Raw genomic sequence first — 21,210 nt, 5'->3', positions numbered from 1 at the left:
GAGGATGAACATCCAGTAAGAAAGGCACACAGTGCGATAGTATAAAAGGGTTTATAAAGTACACGGTTCATTTCAGTTAAAACGCTTCATTAATTGCAAAGTAAAAACCACTTTGATCGTTACCAAAGCCGATATCTAAACGCAGGTTAACTCGTTGCTTGATTTCAAATCGGTAGCCAACGCCGACAGAGTAAAGCCACTTGTCATGACCCAGTTGATCAAATTCCTCAGCCAATGTGCCGGCTCCTAACCAGTACACCATGCCATGGCGACCGGATAGCGGCTGCCGGTACTCCACTTGGGAAATAAGCATGTTTCTGTCGCGATATTGACCTTGTTCGTAGCCACGCAGCGCCTCTGCGCCTCCGAGCATCGCCATTTGATCCCAGCTCACGTCACCGAAATTAGATTCGGCACGCACCTGCCAGGCCAGAACCCCAGGAATTAACGATAGAGCGTGGTAGTCACTGTAATTGAACCTTACACGTTCAAAATCATTGTCTGAGCCTAATTCAGTACTGAAGTTCTGATATTCAAGCTCAATCAGCCTTCCTTTTGATGCATTAAGGGCAAAATCCCGCGAGTCATAAGTCACACTGAGCAAGCCGCCAATGTTACGCTGCGTTTCAGGAAATTCCGCAAAATCATCACCAATCCAAGGTGTGTTTGTGTTTTCTTGTTTGGCGTTGGACGCTCCATTATGGGAAAACGAGAGACCAATTCCTAAGTAGGTGTTAGGTAATATACGCGTCATACCAGTGATGGAGGCGGAATAACTGCGTCGGTTATAATCGACCCGTTCATTGTGCATTCCTGCATCAACCCCAAAGCCATGAAATACATCGGGAGAATCCACTAGCTCAGCATCAAAAAATAAACGGTATTGGTCGTTTTTGAGGTAGTTGGCATTATTGAGCGATACCCCATAAGCGCCGTTTATTGACCCAAATCCATTAATGGTAATCGAGCTTGGCTGCGAGTCGGTATCGTTAATATCTGGTTTGTAAAGGCCAACTGCCGACACGCCAATACCAAACTTTTTCTCCGGAGTATAAAAGGGCCCGGGCATGACACTCCAGTCGACGCCTTTTTCAGGATCGAACTGACCATCTGCGCCGAGCTCCAGCAATAGATCCTCAAGCCACGCTTGATATTGCTGATACTTGGTCTGTTCATGCTGTTCTGGTTTCGGTTCCGTCTGCTCGGCGAGGGCGATCCCAGACATAAACAGACAAACAAGAGGGAGTGTTGTTTTCATGATTTTCAATGCCTAGAATCGACGTCCTAGAGAAAAGAACAGAGTCTCACGTTCGCCAAATCCGGCCTCCATCAAGATTTCCCAGTCTTTGTTAAAGGTATATTGGAAGCCAACCACGCCGTTCCAGTTCTCGTCAGCAGTTTGACTGACATTGAAGCCGGCATCTGGACTCAAGTGATCGACGAGTTCATGGATTTCTCGCGGTAGATTTAAGCTCTTTAGATCACCAGACAGTTCTTGTTGAACATGTTGATACATGGCACCGGCAAATACACGTAGCTCGCGTCCGCCATCATATTGCCAGCGATACCCGACACGAGGTGCGGCAACGAAGGTTTTAATATTGCCATCAATAGCGGCAATGCTGGTGTAGGTGTAGTTCATATCGAGTAAAGCAAACCAATTTCCTATGCCTCCCGCCAACGTGGTACCTGCGCCATAGGTTCCGCCGTCCATATCCAGCTCAAATACGGCATTGTCCGGTAACTCGTCGCCTGCAGCATCCAGCAACGAGCACAGAGCTTTGTTTCCGATACCGTTCACAGAGGAAGCATCACAGCCGAGTGAGTTAATTTTTGCCGTACTGGTACCTTGGGTATAACCAATAATGCCGTAGATATTCATAAACGGGAAAATCCAAACATCTCCCCTCAGAGTAATATTTGAGCCTGTAAAATCTGCGTGGTTGGCATCAATATCAAGCGCGTCAAGTACAGGGTGTCCTGTCAAATCAATGCTGTTGACTGTAATAGGGTTGCTCATATCCATATAGGAAAGAGAAAGGCCGTAAGGCTTGGGTAGTGAATAGCCTCGCTTTTCAGCTTCCTCACCCCAAATAGGGAAAAATGATTCTTGAGCAACGCCCAATGGGGCAAATAGAACGGTCAAAAAAGCCAGTACGAAGTTTATTTTCACAATAGCATCTCCTCAAGTTAGTCAAATACCTCTTCCTTGAGGAAATCAGTAAATTTATTATGTTTAATGGTCTGTTATTTTAAATTTTGAGGTTTACAAAATAGATCTGAAAATAACTTCCCAATCAGAAGAAAAATTAAAATATTCGTCAGCATAAGAATTGGCGTTTCAATTTTATATGTTGGAGTCAGGTTTAAAGCGCCAGAGGTAAGTACGACCAATAGATTGATTCCTAGTATTCGATGAATCATCATTTTTGGTGCTGAAAAAACCTCCCAAATCACTATTGTGTTAATGAAGTAGAATAGTGCTAACTGCCATAGTTCGGTCATTAGGGGCATCAAAAACACATACTCCAGTAAAATTACCGTTCCAGTACCTATTACGCCGAAGAAGGCATCTTTGAGTACACTCGGCGGCATTGTCGGCAAGATGCAAGAAAAAGCAGCTGCAATCATTGGGAAAATTGAACCACCAGGTACCGGGAGATAAATCCAAACGAGTAATGATGTTACGAACATCGACACACCATGAAAAACTTTACGTCTATCGTCTTTGATATGTTGGCTAAGTGTCCGTTTCTTCTGATGAATTGATACTTTGACACTTTCAGTTTTATTGCTGTTTCTATAGCCGATAAGAGACGTTTGAGGCTTATCTACATAAAAGTTTTCTAATTTTTCTGCCAACACTTTCCATTCAGCGCTGTTTTCATTCGAGTTATTCACTCGACTCAGTAGTCTTTCTTGGATATGAGTCATTTCATTGACTCGATCAAGCCAAACTCGTCTGTGCTGCCTTAGTTGATAGCTGTCCTTTAACGGCAAGTTTAGTAGCTGATATAGCTTATTAATATTTCCCGCATTAGCTTCAAGCGCTTCAATGTTAAAGTCGTGCTTATTTTTTAATGCTTCAAGCAACAGAGTTCGGCTATTTTCAAACTTCTGGATAAAATTTTGTTCGGTATTAATAGGCCAAACAATTCTATAAACAACAGAAAACGTTATTACACCTAGTACCGTTTCTTGAAGTCGTAATATTGCGAAGTGAAATATAGTTTGATCATCAAATTGACCCATGCAAGCGACGATGGAGCATACTGTAAAAGCCATCGAAAATATGTATCCATATTTCTCGTCGCTTGACATAAAAATACATAACCCAAGAAACATGGTTAGAAAACTCAGGAACAAGAAAGGATCCTGGGGAAACGTACCAATTAAGAAAAGCGCATAAGCGATACCGACTAGCGTTCCCCACACACGGTTGTGTCCTTTATGAATGGAATGGGCATAGCTCTCGTTCAATGCCATAACCACAACTGCAATTGCAGCCCAGTATGGTTTTTCCCACTGGAACCATAGCGCAAGACTGAGCGCAATCACGATAGATAGCGCGACTTTAATGGCTTCTTTGGTAGAGGCATTGAGCATGGTATTTACCTATTAGTGTTTCATGATTTTGATGGATGCTGTCATGCCGACACGTAGCTGTAGACCCTCAGGGATCTCGTCCAGTGTTACCTTGACTGGAATTCGTTGAGCCAGGCGTATCCACTGAAAGTTAGGGTTTACATTAGGCAGGAGATCGTTGCCCGTAGTGCCATCTTTTTTAGCAATGCCGAAACCAATACTCTTAATCTTGCCTTCTAACAGCACATCATCGCGCATCAGTAACGTCACGTAGGCTCGGTCGTCTGGATTAATACCCGCTAAGTCAGTTTCTTTAAAGTAGCCTTCAATCCAAAAGCTGTTCTCATCAATAAGAGCAACGACTGGAGAGTTGGCCACCACTTGTGAACCTGCCTGAACATTTAAGTTGGTAATGAATCCGTCAGTTGGCGCGTAAATTTTGGTGTAATCGAGGTTAAGTTGCGCCTCCTCGATCGTTGCTTTGGCCAGTTCTACGTTTGCTGCTGAAGTTTCGACGGCGTTTGCTAAATTGCTTAGCGTTAAGGCCGGTACGGCACCAGGACTACGCTTTGCGAGATTAATGGCGCGTAGTTCTTCATTTTTCGCTTTAGCCAGGAGTGCAGAGGCTTGCTTTTTACTCGCCAACGCTTTGTTGTATGTCGCTTGGTAGATGCTTGGGTCAATCTCAAACAGCAAATCGCCTTTTTTAACTTTTGAGTTATCAGCTACGTATACGTTGGTTACCTGTCCTGTGACGCGCGGTGTTACCGAGATGACATAAGCACTGACTTGACCGTCTCTTGTCCACGGATTATTGGCGTATGTTTCGTAGTAGGAATAGGCCACAGCTCCTGCCCCACAAAGCAATAACAGACTAATTAGATAACGTTTAATCACGGTGAACTTACCTCAGAATATCGTAATAAATTGGCCGATAACGCCAGTGAAAATAACAATTAAACTCAGCTCGGCTATCGCTGGGAACGCCACATGTTTGTGTAGGCCCAAACGAACAGCGAAGGATGTAACTAGTGTGGTCAGAACGTAAGCCAATCCGATCACCAGCAACAATGGGGGGAAGTAAATCTCGCCCCACACGAGTTCATGCGGCATTGGGTTCATGAGTTGTGCCTCAGAGTTATTTGATGGGACAAATATAAAGGAAGTGATCTACTTCAAATAATCGCTTATGTAGGATGACATCCATCATGTTTGGGGCGTGCAACCATCACTCGTTTTTCATTCAGAGGTCGATGCCTTGATGTTGAAGAGGAACTTTTGGTGCATTTCTTTGGCCATTAGTGCGTTTTGAATTGCGAGGTGAACTCATGACAAAGATCATATTCTCCGGAATTAACCCAGTTAATTAATCAATTAGACTCATCACGACAAATGAAACCTTGAAACGTTGGCTAAGCTTAATCGAGGTAAGCATCCGCAGTTTTTACTCTGTATTGAGTGATTTTTCGCAATGTGGGTGTGTGTTTATTGGTGAGTGGAAGTCTATGAATGAAAGCAATTTAGAAATTGAGTTGGCTGATAGCATTACTTCTGCTGTTGTTGGAGAGCTTTGGGATAAAGCGAACAAGCTTCTCGAATCACACCCAAATTCTCCCATCGTGGTAGACGCGAGCAATCTAACCTTTATTGACATCTCTGGTGTCGCATTCTTATTGGATTTACAGACCCGATTTCGTGCTCCTGGCGCTGAAATTTCCATAATTGGCCTCAAACCTAGTTTGGCAGAGCTTGTTCCCCCTGTACCCACGAGGAGTACGTCTGCCAACGTTAAAAGAAAAAGTGTTTTTTTCGAGCGTGTCGGGCAAGCAACGATGGAAATGCTCGTTTATGTCGGTTCTGTGGTTAAGTTTATCAAAGAGTGCGTACTGGTTTTTAAGATAGGAATACGTGGGAGGAAAAACGTCAACTGGGCGACTGTTTCGAATATTTCGACAAGGGCAGGGGCGGATGCGGTCCCTATCATTCTGTTAATTGGCTTTCTAATGGGAGTCATCATCGCCTTTGAAATTGGCTTAGTTGCTCAACAATTTGGTGCAGTTCTGTTCGTAGCGGATGGGATTGGGATATCCATGTTTAGAGAGTTAGGCCCATTGATGACGGCGATCGTTTTCGCAGGTCGTACTGGTGCGGCATTCGCCGCGGAGATTGGGACTCAGAAAGTCAATGAAGAGATAAACGCGCTGCGCACCTTTGGGATAAGTCCTGTGGAGTTTCTCGTCATACCTCGCATCTATGCCTCCGTTATCGTGCTCCCTCTATTGACCATACTTGCCGACATTGTCGGTGTTTTCGGTGGTGCACTTGTCTTACTGAAGTTCGATATAAGTTTCGTCCAATATTACAACCAACTTTTAAATGCACTTTCTGCTTGGGACTTGATATTTGGCTTGGTAAAGGCGACCACTTTTGGGTTTATTATTGCAGTCATCGGTTGTGAGCGGGGGTTAGCCACTGGCCAAGGTTCGACTTCGGTCGGCTTGGCAGCAACAAGCGCAGTGGTGAGCAGCATCATATGGATAGTCGTGATTGATGGCTTCTTTACCGTATTACTAACCTGAGGGTGTCCAATGAATTCGGCATTCAATGATTCAGATAAAGATGATGCAGTCGTGGTCACCGGCTTAAAAATGGGATACGGCGATAAAATCTTGCTAGAAGACGCCAGCTTTAATGTAAGGCGTGGTGAGGTTCTCGTTATCTTAGGTGGTTCGGGCTGCGGAAAATCCAGCCTCATGAAACACATTATTGGTTTGTACGAGCCAATGTCTGGCGACATATCCATAAATGGCAAGAGTATCGTACATGCGGGACAGTCGGAAAAGTCATCCATTCAGCGCGAGCTGGGTGTTATGTATCAGAGCGGCGCGTTATTTGGGTCATTAAACATATTAGAAAATGTGCGTTTCCCTTTAGATGAATTTACCGACCTCGGTTTGGCGGAGAAAAATAAAATTTCGCGGACATTATTAGAGTTATTAGAGATGGGGCATTCTGCGGAACTCATGCCAAGTCAGCTCTCTGGAGGGATGCTCAAGCGAGCCGGTATTGCCAGGGCCATGGCGATTGGGGCGAATATTTTGATTTTGGATGAACCGTCGGCAGGCTTAGACCCAATCACTGCGGCGAACTTAGATCAAACCATTTTAAATTTGAGAGAGAGTTTGGGGTACACATTCATCATCGTGACGCATGAGCTGCAAAGTATTTTTTCTATCGCCGATAGGGCAATCATGCTCGATCCTATATCGAGAAGCATTATCGCAGAGGGCAGCCCTAAAGATTTACGAGATAACAGTAAAGATACGCGGGTTCGCCAGTTTTTCAATCGGCAGCCAGATGCACTAAAACAAGAGAGTGAGCTAAGTAATGGATGATTCAAAAGGCAGTTATAAATTAGGGCTGTTTGTGGTTTCGGCGTTAATCTCGCTATTTGTTGTCCTGTTCATTTTGGAAGGAAGAAGCTTATTTGAGCCCAAGATGATAGTCGAGACCTACTTTGATGAGTCAGTCTCAGGACTTGATGTAGGCGCGCCCGTGAGATTCAGAGGGATAACGGCAGGAGAGGTGGTATCGATTGAACTCTCCGATGCTATCTATGAATCGGATGTACCAAGAGAAAACAGAAGGTCATATGTTGTGGTTCGTAGTGAAATTACCGGCGCTAAAAAGACAGTTGCTGAGTGGGACATGAGTGTTCAAGTGGCCATCGATCGTGGGCTGAGAGCGACAACTCAGTTAGCTGGTATCACTGGCCAACAGTTCCTATCGTTTGACTTTATATCAACAGAGAAAGGCTTGACCTTTGATTGGACTCCAGAATACCCCTATGTACCATCGACAAAAAGCTCTACAGGTAAAATTGTTTCCGGCATACAGAACCTCATTGACCGTTTGGACGAGGCAGATATCAATACACTGGTAAGTAATATCAATATGCTAATTGAGACTCTCGACGGCAGCATTGGGCAGATAGATGTTGAAAGTCTGAGTGTGCAGTTGATAGAGCTATTGAAGAACACGAACCAAATGGTGAAAAGTGTTGATGGCGTGGTTTCGGACGCTGAAATTAAAGCGATCATTTCATCCGTTGCGCAGATCAGTAAAAAGTTAAATACGACCCTCAATAATGGGGGAGAGCTGAATCAATTAATCAATGATTTAGACCGAGCTGCTGTCAGGCTAGACGTCATTATGGCCGACAATCAGTCAGATATTAATTATGTAATAAAAGACCTCAGGGTCACGGTGGAAAATCTAAAGGACTTTTCGGAGACTTTGAAGAGTCAGCCATCTAGCATCATATTTAGTGCTGAGCCCGAGAAGTTGAAGCTGGATTGATAGTTTAAACATACATAATCAAACAAGTGTGGTCAGTTATGAATATTAATAAATTACTCCCTTTGATTTTGTGTTCTATTGCATTAGCCGGTTGCAGTATCAATGAGCCGGTGGAAAGCCCAAAGCACTACACCATCGTGCTTGATGATTCTGACAAAACCTTTTCCCCAAAGTTTGAGTTTTTACTCATTGATAGCGTTCGCGTAGACAGCCCTTTCAATAATACTCAGATGGTTTTCAGGTTATCAGACGTGAGTTTCGAGACGGATTATTACAATCGCTATATATCCGAGCCGAGCACTTTGATCGAAAGCCACTTACCAACCACACTTACTCGTTCTGGTCTAGTTGAACATGCCGTTCCATACAGTTCAGGGGTTTCTACTCCGTTGGTTTTAAAGACCATCGTGACGCAATTGTACGGTGATTTCAGAAAGGACCAAACACCAACAGCCGTAATGGAAATTCAGTTCATATTGGTAGACAGTTCGAGTGTTCGACCAACGATCATCTTTGATAAAAAGATTTTGAGACAAGTGGATTTGTCAGAGAGAACGCCTGAAGCATACGCGAGAGGTTTGGGCGTTGCGCTCACGCAGATTCTCGAAGTTTTGTCAGTGGAGATTAGCCAGGGTTAACCGTGGTAAGTCTATAATCATTTGTGACAAATGTGTTCCCTGATTCTCCGTATTGGTAAGGGGTGGCTGTGATTAGAAAAAAGGAAATTTTTTCGTATGTCGTTGCATTTACGATCATGGTTGTCATGTCGATTTCCATCTACGTTCTTACCTATGAGGAGCAAACCGCCTACTCTAAAGTTTTCAACAGGGAAAACTTTATAGAGAGAGAAATCGAGTATGACCAAGAGAACTTCACCGATACTCATAAGCTCGAAATCGAGCTTGATAAGGTTAAGCTCGAAATCGCCAAAATGTCCTCAGATTTGGAAAGAGTCAGTCTGGAGTACGCCGAGCTTACAGAAGAGTTGGAGGTGATAAAAAGTAATCTGGATTGGCTTAATAAAACAACGGAATTCGGAGCTTACACCAGAAAAATGCTGCAAGAGTTGCCCCAAAACGTCGACCTTGAAAGTCTTCAGGATTATCGGGCACAGGTTAATATTCGACTATATGAGATAAGCAAAGCGGAACGGGTTTTGGAGTCGGACAAGCTCCAGGAATTGATTGCATTATATAAAACGCTTTCAACGGCGATAGACTCGTTATTAGCAGTGTCTAGTGACTACTCTCTAGTCCTCGAAGAGGCCAGATCTTTCTTTAAAGAGCGCCAAGTTTGGACATACAGTAACTCACCGATTTGGGAAAACGTTTTTAAGCTCGACAGCCGAAAACTTTTTGGCGTAAGGGAAGTGATCAGTTCAAGTGTTCAGAGTATCGACTGGTCTAAGGCGCGTATTTCATTAGTCTATTTTGTTGGACTCTCACTGCTATTGCTGTTTTTAAATTGGTGGTCGAGGTTAAAACTTGATCTTGTTTCTCAGCGGCAAGAAAAGGTATTTGGAAATCCGTTAAAAGACAGCTTTTCAAACAGCATCATTGTGTTGTTGATAACATTTGTTGCGTCGTCAATTCTACCGATATTTTTCTTTACCTGTGTGTGGTTTATAGATTTCATATGGGCACGCCATCCGTCAATTCTGTTCGATGAGGTCATGGTTGCCAGCTTTATTCTCTTATGGAGTGTTGGTTTTCTCTATCACTTGAGCAGAAAGAAAGGGGTGCTTGAGTTGCATTTTCGGTGGTCAACGGAGGTGTGCCATACGATTCATCATCGAATACGAGTGATAATGTTTCCCTTACTAGTCATTCTGGTTTTCTTCCAATTTTTCCGTTTGATCGCTCAACAAAATGATGCCGAAATTCTACGCATACTCTATCTGCTGGTGGTCATTCTGCTTTTTGTGCTTTACAAGAGCGCGTTAAATTTAGGCGATGTTAATGCTCACCTGCCTGCTTTTTTCCAATCTGGAATGGGGCTCTTTGTTGTTTATTATTCAATACTTGGTTCATTTTTTGTGGTTATTGTTATGGCCATACTGGGTTTGTATATTGGCTCTTGGAAGATACTTGTTCTTCAGCAGCTCAATATATTTGCGTTAACCGGGGTATTATTGGTTTATCAGCTGGGTGAGCGTTGGTTGATTCTAGAGCAACGACAGTTAAGTTATCAGCGTTTTCTTGCCAAACGAGAGGAAAAGATTGCCCGGGAAAGCGAGGGATTGCCTGAAGATGTCATGGCTTTTGATGCTGAAGACCAGGGTTTGGATAAGGCATCCATCAGCGAGCAGTCAATGGCGTTGTTGAAAGGGCTGAGTCTGGTCTTGCTTGTTACTGTGCTTTCGACAGTATGGTCCAGTCAGCTGGAGTTAACCAACTGGATGGACAACGTTGTTTTATGGCAGGTGACTCAATCTTCGGGGGGCGATGCTGAAGCGATAGATATCACTATGAAGTCCTTAGTCTATGCGGTACTGACTTTAGTTGTAGCTTTTGTGAGTATTCGTAACATCCCTGGTCTTTTAGAGTTGTTGGTTCTACGCAGGATGAGTCTGGCACCGGGAACTGGCTACACAATCACTACATTACTCCGTTATGTGATCCTGATGCTCGGCATAACTATTGCGTTTACGACAATCGGAGTCGATTGGGAGCGCTTGCAATGGCTGATTGCGGCAATTGGTGTTGGGTTGGGTTTCGGGTTACAGGAAATTTTTGCCAATTTCATCTCAGGCTTGATTTTGCTGTTTGAGAGGCCAATAAGGATTGGCGATACAGTGACGATTAACGAGCTCTCTGGAACGGTAAGCAAGATTCAAACGCGTTCAACAACCATTATCGATTGGGACAATAAAGAGATTGTCGTCCCCAACAAAGTATTTATCACAGACAAGCTTATCAACTGGTCCTTAACTGATTCTGTTACTAGGGTAGTGATCCCTGTTGGTGTTGCCTATGGCTCAGATATAGACCTTGTTGAAGACTTACTATATAGAGCCGTGGCTGATACTCCGCTTGTGTTGAGCGTTCCCGCACCACAAGTTTATTTTCTGAAGTTCGGCGATAGCAGCTTGGAGTTTGAGCTTAGACTTTATATCAATTCAATTGATGACCGCTTGCCAACGCTTCACCTGGTTAACAAGAAAATTAATCAGTTATTCAAAGAGAATGAGGTGGAAATCTCTTACCCTCAACTTGATCTGCATATAAAGGAAAAATAATGAATTTTCATTCACCTTTCATACACGAGTGTCGAATTATATTCAGTAAGAGGGTGGTTTAGCGTTCGAATTTATCATAGTCAGTTCTTTTGGAGGATTCTGCCTACTAAGTTCTAAGTATTTCATTCCAAATAGATGTTTAATAAATGCATGTCGAGCTAATACGGTTAAGTTTCTGATAAACTAGAAATGTTGGTGGTAAGACAAAATAGAGTTTTCAAATACGGTTTAGTGCGTCAAATCTTCGAGGGGGGAGTATGAAAAAAACGCGGTGGTATATTGTTCTATCTTATTAAAAACAGCTCAGTTAACTTGTTTAACTCTAGTGTATTTGTTAATTGAAGACTTTGTATAACGCTTATTATAAGCCACTCTTCAGTTTACGGAACCTACCAAAATAAAAAGAAGTAGAAAATGTCAAACACAGAAAAATCGTCAAGAAAACTAAGCATATACATTATTACATTGGTGTTGTTTATCTGGCTGTATAGCCTTTGGTCTGATCGAGTTACGCCAATTACCAGCATTGCGAGAGTACATTCGTATTTAGTGCGTATCGCTCCGGAAGTAGCAGGAAACATTGTTGACGTTAATATTAAGAACAATCAAGTAGTGCGAGCTGGTGATGTGCTCTTTAAGATTGACGCGAGAAACTATGAACTCGCAGTGCGTGAAGCTCAGGCTAATTTGGCGATCGCCGGGCAAAGTATAGGGGCGAGTACTGCTGCCGTCGAGGTAGCACAGGCTAAGGTCGTCGATGCTCTCGCGGCTAGAAATAATGCCAGAGAGCAAGCTGCACGTATTTCTGAATTGGCATCACGTGGCGTTCTTAGTCAGTCCGAGCGAGACAACGCCATTGAAGCGAAATCACGAGCGCAAGCCTCATTGGAAGCCGCTGAAGCGTCTCTTGTTCAGGCTAAACAAAATCTTGGCCCCGAGGGTAACAACAACCCTCAAATATTGGCGGCAATGGCTAGGCTTGAAAAGGCACAGCTGAATCTACAAAAAACGTCTGTTGTCGCACCCTCTGACGGTATTGTTACCAACCTTCAACTTACTTTAGGACAGCCAGCTTCTGTCGGCGCGCCGATGCTGACATTTATTGATCCCAGGGAGATTTGGATTTCAGCTTTAGTTCGCGAAAACTCTTTGGAATACATAAAAGTTGGGCAAACTGTCAAAGTTGTATTGGATTCACTACCGGGCAGGGTATTAGAAGGCGAAGTGTATAACGTTGGATGGGGTACAGGAGACAGTAATAATATAGATGCAAACACCGGGTTCATTCGTGCTGACACGACCTCTCTAAATGCTCAGCGATACCCAGTGAATATTGTGTTTAAGGGTGTGCCACCAAACATTCGTTATGGCTCTCAAGCAACGGTAGCGTTTTACACCGAACAAAGTTCGCTAGGGGAGTGGTTAGCGGGACTATGGATGAGAATTGTTAGTGTATGGACTTATGTTTCGTAGCAGCGTTAACCCAGTAATAAAAATAGTATTTGCGCCAATTTTGTTACTTTTCTATTTAAAGTACATTGGTCAGCCTTTACCTATTTTAGCCCCTATGTTCGTGGTCATACTGTTGACCACGTTACCTGCAAAGCCACCAATTAAAATGATTCTACAGGTTGTTGTTGTTATTTTATTTGTTAGTTTTGTTGTGGTTTTCTTTGCGCGAATTTTGTCTGATACCCCAACGGGTTATGCTTTGTTTTGCTGGTCTCTATTTTGTTGGAGTTACTATCGTAGTCATAAGAATCCACAAGACATCATTTCAACATTAACTTTGATTGTCTTGATTATTGCAACGGTAGTAAGTAAACAGATGGACTTTGCAATTAGCGGAGTACCGTTAGTTATCTTTAAAGCGTTTTTGATCGCGATAGTTGTCTTCTGGTTATCTCACTTCTTATTTCCTGGTGAACAGGAAGATATCTTGCCCGATGAAGGCATCAAAGGGAGTGAAGCGCATTTAGGGATTGCGATGTTTAAGGCTACTGCGATGAGTATCGCTCTGGCGATTTTGATAGGTATTGGAAGCTCTCAGACAATGCTTATTGCGATTACCGTTAGCAGCATGATTAAACTTCCTATGTCTTTTCATCAAAGGGATTTTAGCTCTCAAAGGTTAGTAACCACAGCAGCAGGAATTTTATTTACCTTACCTATCATGCTGTTATATGGTTTTGGAGCACCTTATTGGGTTGTACTAGGCTTCACGTTGTTTTTGGGTATCCAATTAGCTTGCTACGCAATTCGTCGTCAAAGTCATTCTACGATTTATCAATTATTGTTCACCAACTTTGTGGTTATCACTTATCAAATCATTAATCATGAAGGCGTGGATTCACTTTCTTCAGGTTTCAAGCGTTTAGTATCGATAAGTATCGCTATTTTCATAGGTGCGTTGATATTGAGGCTAATAAATCACAGCCCAAAAGACCCAGAACCAACAGAGAAACTTAATTGACGTGTATTCATCCACGGTGATGGATGTTGCCGTTCATAATTGGGTCGATATCAGGAGTAAGTTTGAGCGAGAGAGGGAGTGCTACTAACTAACTTCTATTGCAACGAGCTAATTAACATAAAATTCCACGAGTTAAAGTTTTTGAGTACCGAATCGACTTATGTAGGATGGAGTCCTACATAAGCGATTGGTCGAGGGAGCTCTTTTCTATAATACTGAGTTGAGTTGATTGATGGCAATCAGCCGGTTGAGGCGGGTTACGTTATTAACGCTTCGCAAGTTCAAGTATACGAAGCTAATTAATCCGTTTTAGTGCATGTGAAATTGTGAGAATTAATCTGGTAGCGGCTATTAATTAATAATTCAGGTTTATTTATGAAAGGTATTATCTCCATTCAAGCTCATGTTGTGTATGGGCATTCAGGCAACAGTTCTGCGGTATTTCCTGTTCAGCGAATGGGTATAGATATGTGGCCAATCCATACTGTTCAGTATTCTGACAATACACGCAGTGGACAAGTGAACTTGGGTAATACTTCACCCACCGATAATATTCAAGCATTGATTGATGGGTTGGACAGTATCGGGCAATTATCAGAATGTAGTGCAGTGATATCGGGGCATCAAACTCGCTCAGTGGATTGCGATTCAATTTCTGAAGCGGTTATTCGAGTGAAGAATAAGAATCGACAGGCACTTTATGTTTGCGATCCTGGCCTAAACGATCCTGCAATGAGTTGTGCAGTCGACAAGTCTGTTCAAGATAAATTGATGGGTGAACTGATGCCAATGGCAGATGTACTTGTTCCGGACCAATTTGCATTGGAGAAATTTACTGAAGTATCGATCCACAGTGTCGAGGATGCTGTTGAGGCCTGTAAAAAAGCGCTCTCCATTGGCCCTAAGATCATCCTTGTGAGAAATCTACAGCTTTCGAGTAATCCTGTTATCAACATGATGCTGGCGACGCCAAAAGCCATTTATCTGTGTCAAAGACCGATGATGGACTTTGAAGGTGACATGAAGGGCATCGGGGAGCTAATCACGGCAGTGTTTGCTGCTTGTCTTGTCAAACGTATGTCTCCAGTCGCTGCATTTCGTCACACCAACAACGCCATCTACGGTGTTCTTGAATTAACTGGTGAAATTGGCAGCTTGGAGATGGAAACTATAGCGGGACAGTGGGAGTTTATTGAGCCAACCTACGACTTAGAAATTACAAAGCTCGCGGTGTTATAGCGAATAATGAGAAGAGGGAGTCGGTGCCTTAGAAGGAATAATGCATCCTCCTGAAATTAATGCAAAAGTAACGTCAATTAGTGTTATCTTTTAGTATGTATGACACTGACTGGGAAATGATATGACTTTTAACCATGAGCAACTGTTGGCCTTTGTCACTGTGTACGAAGAGCTGTCATTTAGCAAAGCAGCTGTCAAACTAGGTAAACACCGCACTACAATGAGCCAAGTTATCGCTAACCTTGAAGATCAATTAGCCATAACGCTGTTTGAACGTCTCGGACGTTCGGTTGAACCTACTGAAGATGGTCATTTGCTTTATCATTATGCTAAGAAGACGGTTGAACAGGCACGAGTATTTGAAAATATAGCGTTAAGCTTGTCATACGGTGGTTTGGAGCGTGTTGTTATCGCCTATTCTAGTTTTATGCCTCCTGAAGCTTTATACATGATCCGAAAACAACTGGCTCAAGATTTTCCGACAATGAGCGTGGAATTACTGGTGCGAGATCGTTCGGAAATTAAGCAGGGCATTGTAGAGGGCTCGATTCATTTTGGGCTGGTCAACGTACACGAAAGCAGTGCGATCCACAGTATGGACGCGGTCTTTTTAGGTCATGTTGAATTTGTTCCTTATGTACAAACGGGTGGCAGACTGGCAAAGATGAATAAAACATCTGTCGTGGATGCGTTGGTTACGGAGCGTCAATTCATATTAAAATCTCTCGTCGATGAGGGATTGAAAGAGAAATTCGTATTTTCAGCTAATAATGAGCAAGTGGATCAACTCTCGGTTGTGACACAGATGGTCAAGGAAGGGCTAGGATGGGCATGGTTACCTAAAGCTCTAACAAAGCCGCAGTTCAAAGTTGAAGGTATTGAACCTGTCACTCTCGACTTGATGCTGGAAGGCATGAAACTGCCTCTGTCAATGTGGTGCCCGCACGCTAAATATCTAAAAGAAATTAAAGCGTCAATAATGAACGCGATACATGAACACGTTGAGTCATACAATTATTAGCGAGTTTAGTGAGTAGGAGAGAATATATATTCTTCTAACTGCTATTTCTGTTTTGTAAATATATAATTGGTACGTTTTAAGTCAGTCACGTAAGTTGTTTCATTGTATATTTTTAGGGTGATAAAATGATTGCTTTGATAGTAAAATATTTGTCTATCTTTGTGTATATATCTACGTCTGTCATTTTATATATTTAATGAATGCCTGTGTTCATTACCATCTCGTTTATATAAATATTGCTTTTGATTTGTAGGAAATAATAATGTTAAAATATATTTCAATAGCTGTTTTATCCTTAGTTGTCGGAACTGGATGTGTGGGCAAAAGTGTCTCAAATTTTCAGTCAGAACAAGCTCTTGATCATCAACAGAAAACGGTTTTCGCCAATGAAAAGCATAATGCTCGTCACTCTCTAGAATGGAATGGCATCTATAAAGGTAGCGTTCCATGTGATGACTGTGCTGTTACTAATTTATTTCTGGAAATAAAGCAAGATGGCCAATACTTACTGTCTCGCAGTTACATTGATAAAATGAGCGCTACAGCGATGGAAGAGGGTGAAATTCACTGGAATAAACAAGGTAATATTATTCAAATAGGTGAGTATCTATTCCTCGTTACGGAGAATAAACTTTCACTGGTTGATAAAAATGGAAAGATTACACTAGACGAAGACAGAAATTCGTACGAGCTTGATAAACAAATTCATTAATATCTAACTAGGTTTTGATACAGACTTATTTACTATAAAAATAAGTCTGTACTCAAATAAATTACTACAACTAAAAGTTAACCCACCTTCTCCCCTTAATCTAGTCCAGTCTACACTTAGTAATGTTCATCCAACCAAGGAGATGATGAACATGAAAAAGCAATTCAATGAACAAAAAATCATTACCATTTTAAAGGAAGCGCAAGCGGGGATTCCCTCCCGAGAGCTAGGCGGCAAATACGGGATATCGGATGTAACGCGCGTCAATGAGATATCAACGTCAGGCTAACCACTAGGATATTACGCTTCAGATTCGTATAAAAGAGCCAGCATTAGAGCGACGTCGGTTCTCGTCATATCCACCGCCTTCTGAGGCGAGAACGGGTTGATGTTAACCATAAGCGAGTTTGTCGCTTGTACTGTGAATTGGGCTTAATGGTTAGAAAACGGAGCCGTAGAAAATCACTCCCGCTCAGCTCTGGGTTGTCTGACTTCTTCTGAGCTGTCGGGGCCAGTAAGAACGCAAACCGTTTAATTAGTTGTTGGAATAAAAGTTTCAAAAATAAGGGGCTACAATGTGAACAATTCAAATGAGAACCTAGAAAAGGTACTAGTGAAGGCATTCAGTACTTCATTGATACGATTTTCAGCTATTACGCTTATTGTCATAGTTTGCTGGTGGGCGTTTTTACCATTTTTACCTATTTTGCTTTGGGCTCTGGTATTGGCGATTGCACTTTACCCGATTAAGTTGGGTATTGAGCATAAGTTGGGCTTAAGGTCCAGTCGGGCGGCGACTTTAGTCGCTGTAATTGGAGTGCTGGTCCTTGGAACTCCGACCGCTATGGTTGGTAACTCATTTGCGTCTAAAACGTTGGAGACAGTCGATTCTTATCGAAATGGCACACTAGTCGTGCCGACGCCAACTGACAGCGTGAAAGAATGGCCTTTGGTCGGGGAAAAAGTATATGAAGCCTGGGACGAAGCTGCAGTCAACCTGCCAGACTTTATTGAAAAACATCAGCCTCAAGTAAAAAGCATCTTTGGTTGGGTCTTTGATAGTGCGGCTGGGGCAGCTAAGAACGTATTTGTATTGATAGGTGCGGTAATCATTGCTGGGATAATGTTAGCTTGGGCTGAACCCGCATCGGCATCAATAAGTAAGATTTTCATTAGTTTTACTGATCCAGTCAAAGGCCCCAAGCTTCATAAGTTAACAACCGCAACGCTCAGGCAGGTCGCTATTGGTATTATAGGCATTGCATTTTTAACAGCGATGGTATTTGGCGCTGTTGTTGCTTTAGCAGGTGTTCCAGCGGCTGCTCTGTTTACCTTAATAGCTTTAATTCTTGCTATCGTTCAGCTTCCTGTGACCGTCATAGCTCTGGTCGCTGTTGCGGTATTGTGGTCAGGGGATAGTGGAACGGCACATAATGTTATTTTCACGATATTACTGATTGCTTCGAGTCTGATAGATAATTTCTTAAAACCGATCATTCTTGGAAGAGGGTTAGATGTACCAATGCCAATAATACTCATCGGTGCTGTTGGCGGGGTTATGTCTGGCGGAATACTGGGTATGTTCGTTGGTGCGGCATTTTTAGCAGCAGGATATCAAGTATTTATGCAATGGGTAGAGGATGAAAACACGCAAGTTTTAGAAACCATGGAAAAAACGGAATCCAAATATAAAGGCTCTAGTGAATAATTTGCCATTTAGTGTCCTTCTGGTTGCAGGTTATTAATCCGAAGTTTTAAGGTAATAAAATTTTCTAGTCCAATTCGAGTCAGCGAGATCTGAGTTGACTCGTTTGTGTCTTTTTTTCATTTAGATTGATACCAATAGCGAACCTAAGCGTTATTAGTTAAGGAAAAATTGATATCTTTCTTAAACACTAGTGCGGCAAAAAAGACAAAGTTAACAGGAGGGAAAAATGCGAAGATCAATGAGAATAATGCTGCAAGCTTTGCACGAGATAACTTACGCTTCCCTAAGTAGTAACCAGCCACCATGTTCCCTATAAGATATAGTGAGAAGATTACTGCTCCAATTATGATGTGTCCCATTCCGCGCTCCTATCTGATCATCAGGTAGAATAAAACTCCAGATGTAAATCCAACAACGCTTAGGTTATTACTCAAAAAAATACTAATTTTTCCCTTCACAATTAAATCCTTTCGTTGGTTAATAAGATACCAACAGTATTAACGTATTCATTTAATTGTCAAATTTTGAATGGTTGCTGAAAGTACAGGCAGGAAGCTGCTTTTGGAAAATATACATATCAAACGGTTGAGGTGTTTCAATATACATCTTTCAATCTGGGAGCAAGATTGAGGGTTATACGTCTAGATCGGTTCTGTCCATAGGCGTGTTTGAAAATATTAAATATTTTTGTGATAGATATTTATGTCTGCCGACACTCACGTCCATCTCCTGAATCTATTGGGTGTCCTGTCTGAATAGATACTCAACACATTAGCCTGTCGAGCGATCTGTCTTACTTCACTTCATTGCTGGAGGAAGACATAAGCAAGAAAAACTACGTGGGTCAGAAATGAAAAAAACCGCTGATAAATCAGCGGTTTAAATGTGGCGGAGAGATAGGGATTTGAACCCTAGATACGCTATTAACGTATGCCGGTTTTCAAGACCGGTGCTTTCAACCACTCAGCCATCTCTCCGTTGTGTGGCGTATGATAGTGAGAGTAACAAAACTTGTAAAGCCTTGAACTAACGAAAAAGAACTGTTTGGTTGTTTTGTAATCATAGGTCTATGCTGTGATAGGTCGTGATAAAGAAATATCTATTAAAATGGGGCATTTTATAGAGTTTTTACTTTATCTCATTACTTTTCAATAAAATGGTGTTTTATTGCTATCTTTATGAAAATAAAGAAATAATCACCTTTGAGTATACATGTGTTCGCCCGAAAGTGTTTGCATCAGTTTGTGAACTAATTCAAAATTAACTGGTATAGCCAGTTGAGCTTAAATTTCTAAGGGTGTTTATGAAGGTCACAAATCTATTTAAAGACAAAGTTGATGCGATTTCTGCACATCAATCCGAGTTTATGAATTGGATGTCTCCAACGCTACGCGATTATTGGAGTGACTTTTTGGATAGAGCCCAGCACAGTTTCTTATTCTCGAAAGTGCGCGATCACCAGCAGCCGGCGATTAACGAAGAAGTTGCGCCTCAACCTGAACCAATCGTCATGGCACCGGAAGCTCAAAAGTTATACCAAGAGCTCAGTGAGAAAGTCGGTGAAGTCATTCACGTTGGTGATTGGGTACATGTGTCTCAAGAGCGCATTAATCAGTTCGGTGCAGTCACTGAAGATATGCAGTGGATTCATACTGATCCTGAGCGTGCATCTGCAGAGTCACCGTTTAAGACGACTATTGCCCATGGGTTCCTGACTTTGGCGTTGCTACCAAAGCTGACAGACTCGGTTGATCCAGACAAGCCATTGTTCCCAACAGCGAAGTTAGTTGTCAATCTTGGTCTGAACCAGGTTCGTTTCCCTTATCCGGTAAAAGCGGGTAACAACGTTCGTGCTGTAAGTACACTGACCAAAGTAACGCCAATTAAGAAAGGCCTTGAGATTGAGCGTGAAATCAAAGTGGAAATTGAAGGTATCCGTCGTCCGGGAGCGGTTGTCGTTTCTGTTATTCAACTGCATTTCTAAACAACAGAAAGAACAAAAAAAGAGAGCATATTAATGCTCTCTTTTTATTTATTGATTATCTATTGATCAAACTTTTTCACAGGCGTGTAGCCGTATTCAGCCACGGCTTGTTGGCCTTCTTCTGATTTCAAAAATGCCACGAAATCTTTACCTGCTTGGTCCAGTGCGTCGACTTTGTATAGAACTAAGAAAGGTCGCGCCAACGTGTATTTGTGGTTCGCGATGTTTTCAGAGGTTGGCTCAATACCTTCAAACTGGATAGCTTTCACTGAGCGGTCGACTGAGCCTACCGAAATAAACCCAACTGCACGCGTGTTATGGTTTACGATCGTTTTCACCATGCTGTTGCTGTTTACTACCAGATTATTAGGGCTGATATCAGACACTAAACGGTCGTTTACGATTTTGGTAAGACCCATTAGGCTTTCGAAACTGTAACGTGAGCCTGAAGATGCTTCACGAGTCACAACTGCGATTGGTTGATCGTCACCACCGACTTCTTTCCAGTTTTTAATTTTGCCTTTGTAAATATCAAATACCTGCTGTTGAGACAGGTTTGCTATAGAGTTTGCACGGTTTACCACGATTGCCAAACCATCATAAGCGATTGGAATAACGTTTAAGTCTTCTCCTTTTTCGCTTTCTGTCAGGTATCGGGAGCTCATCCCAATTTTAACCACACCTTTGTTCACCATGGTGATGCCCGCACTCGAGCCAATGCCTTGGACAGCGATGTAGTCATCAGGGTGCGTTTTATTATATTTCTCGGCAAGAACATCCATAACGCGAGCAACAGAAGTCGAGCCAGAGATATTCACCTCTTTCGCCATAGCGGAAGGAAGAGCGATGGCCATGGCTAGCAGAGTCGCCACAGTAAAACGTAACATATTA

Annotated in this window: 20 protein-coding genes and 1 tRNA gene; 14 read left to right on the top strand and 7 right to left on the bottom strand. The window is 42.4% G+C overall.

Annotation, left to right across the window (positions count from 1 at the left end; all coding sequences use genetic code 11):
* Positions 1-76: 76 nt before the first annotated feature.
* The 5 genes from V1U08_RS02880 to V1U08_RS02860 all read right to left on the bottom strand — a co-directional run bounded on the left by V1U08_RS02880 (position 77) and on the right by V1U08_RS02860 (position 4,707).
* Positions 77-1,258: a BamA/TamA family outer membrane protein gene (locus V1U08_RS02880; RefSeq protein WP_330469870.1), complete on the bottom strand. Its 1,182-nt coding sequence runs from the start codon at positions 1,256-1,258 to the stop codon at positions 77-79.
* A 12-nt stretch (positions 1,259-1,270) separates the two neighbouring features.
* The gene (locus V1U08_RS02875; RefSeq protein WP_330469869.1) at positions 1,271-2,173 is read right to left on the bottom strand and encodes a hypothetical protein; all 903 of its coding nucleotides are present in this window, start codon (positions 2,171-2,173) and stop codon (positions 1,271-1,273) included.
* A 74-nt stretch (positions 2,174-2,247) separates the two neighbouring features.
* A complete protein-coding gene (locus V1U08_RS02870) occupies positions 2,248-3,606 on the bottom strand; it encodes an FUSC family protein (RefSeq protein WP_330469868.1) in 1,359 nt (452 codons plus the stop codon).
* A 12-nt stretch (positions 3,607-3,618) separates the two neighbouring features.
* On the bottom strand, positions 3,619-4,482 hold the full coding sequence (locus tag V1U08_RS02865) for an HlyD family secretion protein (protein ID WP_014234515.1): 864 nt from the start codon (positions 4,480-4,482) through the stop codon (positions 3,619-3,621).
* Positions 4,483-4,494: 12 nt separating this feature from the next.
* The gene (locus V1U08_RS02860; RefSeq protein ID WP_014234514.1) at positions 4,495-4,707 is read right to left on the bottom strand and encodes a DUF1656 domain-containing protein; all 213 of its coding nucleotides are present in this window, start codon (positions 4,705-4,707) and stop codon (positions 4,495-4,497) included.
* A gap of 278 nt (positions 4,708-4,985) precedes the next feature.
* On the opposite strand from V1U08_RS02860, the gene V1U08_RS02855 reads away from it, so the two are divergent.
* The 13 genes from V1U08_RS02855 to V1U08_RS02795 all read left to right on the top strand — a co-directional run bounded on the left by V1U08_RS02855 (position 4,986) and on the right by V1U08_RS02795 (position 18,335).
* Positions 4,986-6,164, top strand: a complete 1,179-nt coding sequence (locus V1U08_RS02855) for an ABC transporter permease (protein ID WP_330469867.1) — start codon at positions 4,986-4,988, stop codon at positions 6,162-6,164.
* A gap of 9 nt (positions 6,165-6,173) precedes the next feature.
* Positions 6,174-6,980, top strand: coding sequence for an ABC transporter ATP-binding protein (locus tag V1U08_RS02850; RefSeq protein ID WP_330469866.1), 807 nt, complete (start codon positions 6,174-6,176; stop codon positions 6,978-6,980).
* Positions 6,973-7,944, top strand: a complete 972-nt coding sequence (locus V1U08_RS02845; protein WP_330469865.1) for an MlaD family protein — start codon at positions 6,973-6,975, stop codon at positions 7,942-7,944. The genes V1U08_RS02850 and V1U08_RS02845 overlap by 8 nt, the downstream gene beginning before the upstream one ends.
* A 38-nt stretch (positions 7,945-7,982) precedes the next feature.
* Positions 7,983-8,582, top strand: a complete 600-nt coding sequence (locus V1U08_RS02840) for an ABC-type transport auxiliary lipoprotein family protein (protein WP_330469864.1) — start codon at positions 7,983-7,985, stop codon at positions 8,580-8,582.
* A gap of 68 nt (positions 8,583-8,650) precedes the next feature.
* The gene (locus V1U08_RS02835) at positions 8,651-11,182 is read left to right on the top strand and encodes a mechanosensitive ion channel domain-containing protein (RefSeq protein WP_330469863.1); all 2,532 of its coding nucleotides are present in this window, start codon (positions 8,651-8,653) and stop codon (positions 11,180-11,182) included.
* Positions 11,183-11,596: 414 nt separating this feature from the next.
* Positions 11,597-12,655, top strand: coding sequence for an HlyD family secretion protein (locus V1U08_RS02830; RefSeq protein ID WP_330469862.1), 1,059 nt, complete (start codon positions 11,597-11,599; stop codon positions 12,653-12,655).
* Positions 12,645-13,655, top strand: coding sequence for a DUF2955 domain-containing protein (locus tag V1U08_RS02825; RefSeq protein WP_243978365.1), 1,011 nt, complete (start codon positions 12,645-12,647; stop codon positions 13,653-13,655). The genes V1U08_RS02830 and V1U08_RS02825 overlap by 11 nt, the downstream gene beginning before the upstream one ends.
* Positions 13,656-14,030: 375 nt before the next feature.
* Positions 14,031-14,894 (top strand): pyridoxal kinase, encoded by an 864-nt coding sequence (gene pdxY, locus V1U08_RS02820; protein ID WP_330469861.1) that lies wholly within the window; start codon positions 14,031-14,033, stop codon positions 14,892-14,894.
* A 121-nt stretch (positions 14,895-15,015) separates the two neighbouring features.
* Positions 15,016-15,915: a LysR family transcriptional regulator gene (locus V1U08_RS02815; RefSeq protein WP_014234505.1), complete on the top strand. Its 900-nt coding sequence runs from the start codon at positions 15,016-15,018 to the stop codon at positions 15,913-15,915.
* 262 nt (positions 15,916-16,177) lie between these two features.
* Positions 16,178-16,627: a copper resistance protein NlpE N-terminal domain-containing protein gene (locus tag V1U08_RS02810; protein ID WP_330469860.1), complete on the top strand. Its 450-nt coding sequence runs from the start codon at positions 16,178-16,180 to the stop codon at positions 16,625-16,627.
* A 151-nt stretch (positions 16,628-16,778) separates the two neighbouring features.
* A complete protein-coding gene (locus V1U08_RS02805; protein ID WP_330469859.1) occupies positions 16,779-16,916 on the top strand; it encodes a hypothetical protein in 138 nt (45 codons plus the stop codon).
* A gap of 68 nt (positions 16,917-16,984) precedes the next feature.
* Positions 16,985-17,128, top strand: a complete 144-nt coding sequence (locus V1U08_RS02800; RefSeq protein ID WP_372379859.1) for a hypothetical protein — start codon at positions 16,985-16,987, stop codon at positions 17,126-17,128.
* Between the two features lie 76 nt (positions 17,129-17,204).
* The gene (locus V1U08_RS02795) at positions 17,205-18,335 is read left to right on the top strand and encodes an AI-2E family transporter (RefSeq protein ID WP_330469858.1); all 1,131 of its coding nucleotides are present in this window, start codon (positions 17,205-17,207) and stop codon (positions 18,333-18,335) included.
* A gap of 886 nt (positions 18,336-19,221) precedes the next feature.
* Here V1U08_RS02795 and V1U08_RS02790 read toward each other — a convergent pair.
* A tRNA-Ser gene (locus V1U08_RS02790) sits at positions 19,222-19,312 on the bottom strand.
* A 326-nt stretch (positions 19,313-19,638) separates the two neighbouring features.
* Between V1U08_RS02790 and V1U08_RS02785 the strand changes: the two genes are divergently transcribed.
* Entirely contained in the window at positions 19,639-20,319 is a 681-nt protein-coding gene (locus tag V1U08_RS02785) for a MaoC family dehydratase (RefSeq protein WP_014234500.1), read from the top strand.
* 59 nt (positions 20,320-20,378) lie between these two features.
* On the opposite strand, the gene V1U08_RS02780 is transcribed toward V1U08_RS02785, so the two are convergent.
* Positions 20,379-21,206, bottom strand: a complete 828-nt coding sequence (locus tag V1U08_RS02780) for a phosphate ABC transporter substrate-binding protein (RefSeq protein ID WP_330469857.1) — start codon at positions 21,204-21,206, stop codon at positions 20,379-20,381.
* Between the last annotated feature and the right edge of the window lie 4 nt (positions 21,207-21,210).

This window comes from Vibrio sp. YYF0003 (assembly GCF_036350715.1).
Lineage (GTDB): Bacteria > Pseudomonadota > Gammaproteobacteria > Enterobacterales > Vibrionaceae > Vibrio > Vibrio natriegens.
This window is presented reverse-complemented; position numbering and strand designations above follow the sequence as displayed.

Bases quoted from the DNA above. Each gene is read 5' to 3' on its own strand.
- V1U08_RS02860 (WP_014234514.1), bottom strand. From the start codon at position 4,707: ATGAACCCAATGCCGCATGAACTCGTGTGGGGCGAGATTTACTTCCCC.
- V1U08_RS02845 (WP_330469865.1), top strand. From the start codon at position 6,973: ATGGATGATTCAAAAGGCAGTTATAAATTAGGGCTGTTTGTGGTTTCG.
- V1U08_RS02785 (WP_014234500.1), top strand. From the start codon at position 19,639: ATGAAGGTCACAAATCTATTTAAAGACAAAGTTGATGCGATTTCTGCA.
- V1U08_RS02840 (WP_330469864.1), top strand. From the start codon at position 7,983: ATGAATATTAATAAATTACTCCCTTTGATTTTGTGTTCTATTGCATTA.
- V1U08_RS02870 (WP_330469868.1), bottom strand. From the start codon at position 3,606: ATGCTCAATGCCTCTACCAAAGAAGCCATTAAAGTCGCGCTATCTATC.
- pdxY (WP_330469861.1), top strand. From the start codon at position 14,031: ATGAAAGGTATTATCTCCATTCAAGCTCATGTTGTGTATGGGCATTCA.
- V1U08_RS02810 (WP_330469860.1), top strand. From the start codon at position 16,178: ATGTTAAAATATATTTCAATAGCTGTTTTATCCTTAGTTGTCGGAACT.
- V1U08_RS02780 (WP_330469857.1), bottom strand. From the start codon at position 21,206: ATGTTACGTTTTACTGTGGCGACTCTGCTAGCCATGGCCATCGCTCTT.
- V1U08_RS02805 (WP_330469859.1), top strand. From the start codon at position 16,779: ATGAAAAAGCAATTCAATGAACAAAAAATCATTACCATTTTAAAGGAA.
- V1U08_RS02830 (WP_330469862.1), top strand. From the start codon at position 11,597: ATGTCAAACACAGAAAAATCGTCAAGAAAACTAAGCATATACATTATT.
- V1U08_RS02880 (WP_330469870.1), bottom strand. From the start codon at position 1,258: ATGAAAACAACACTCCCTCTTGTTTGTCTGTTTATGTCTGGGATCGCC.
- V1U08_RS02825 (WP_243978365.1), top strand. From the start codon at position 12,645: ATGTTTCGTAGCAGCGTTAACCCAGTAATAAAAATAGTATTTGCGCCA.
- V1U08_RS02815 (WP_014234505.1), top strand. From the start codon at position 15,016: ATGACTTTTAACCATGAGCAACTGTTGGCCTTTGTCACTGTGTACGAA.
- V1U08_RS02850 (WP_330469866.1), top strand. From the start codon at position 6,174: ATGAATTCGGCATTCAATGATTCAGATAAAGATGATGCAGTCGTGGTC.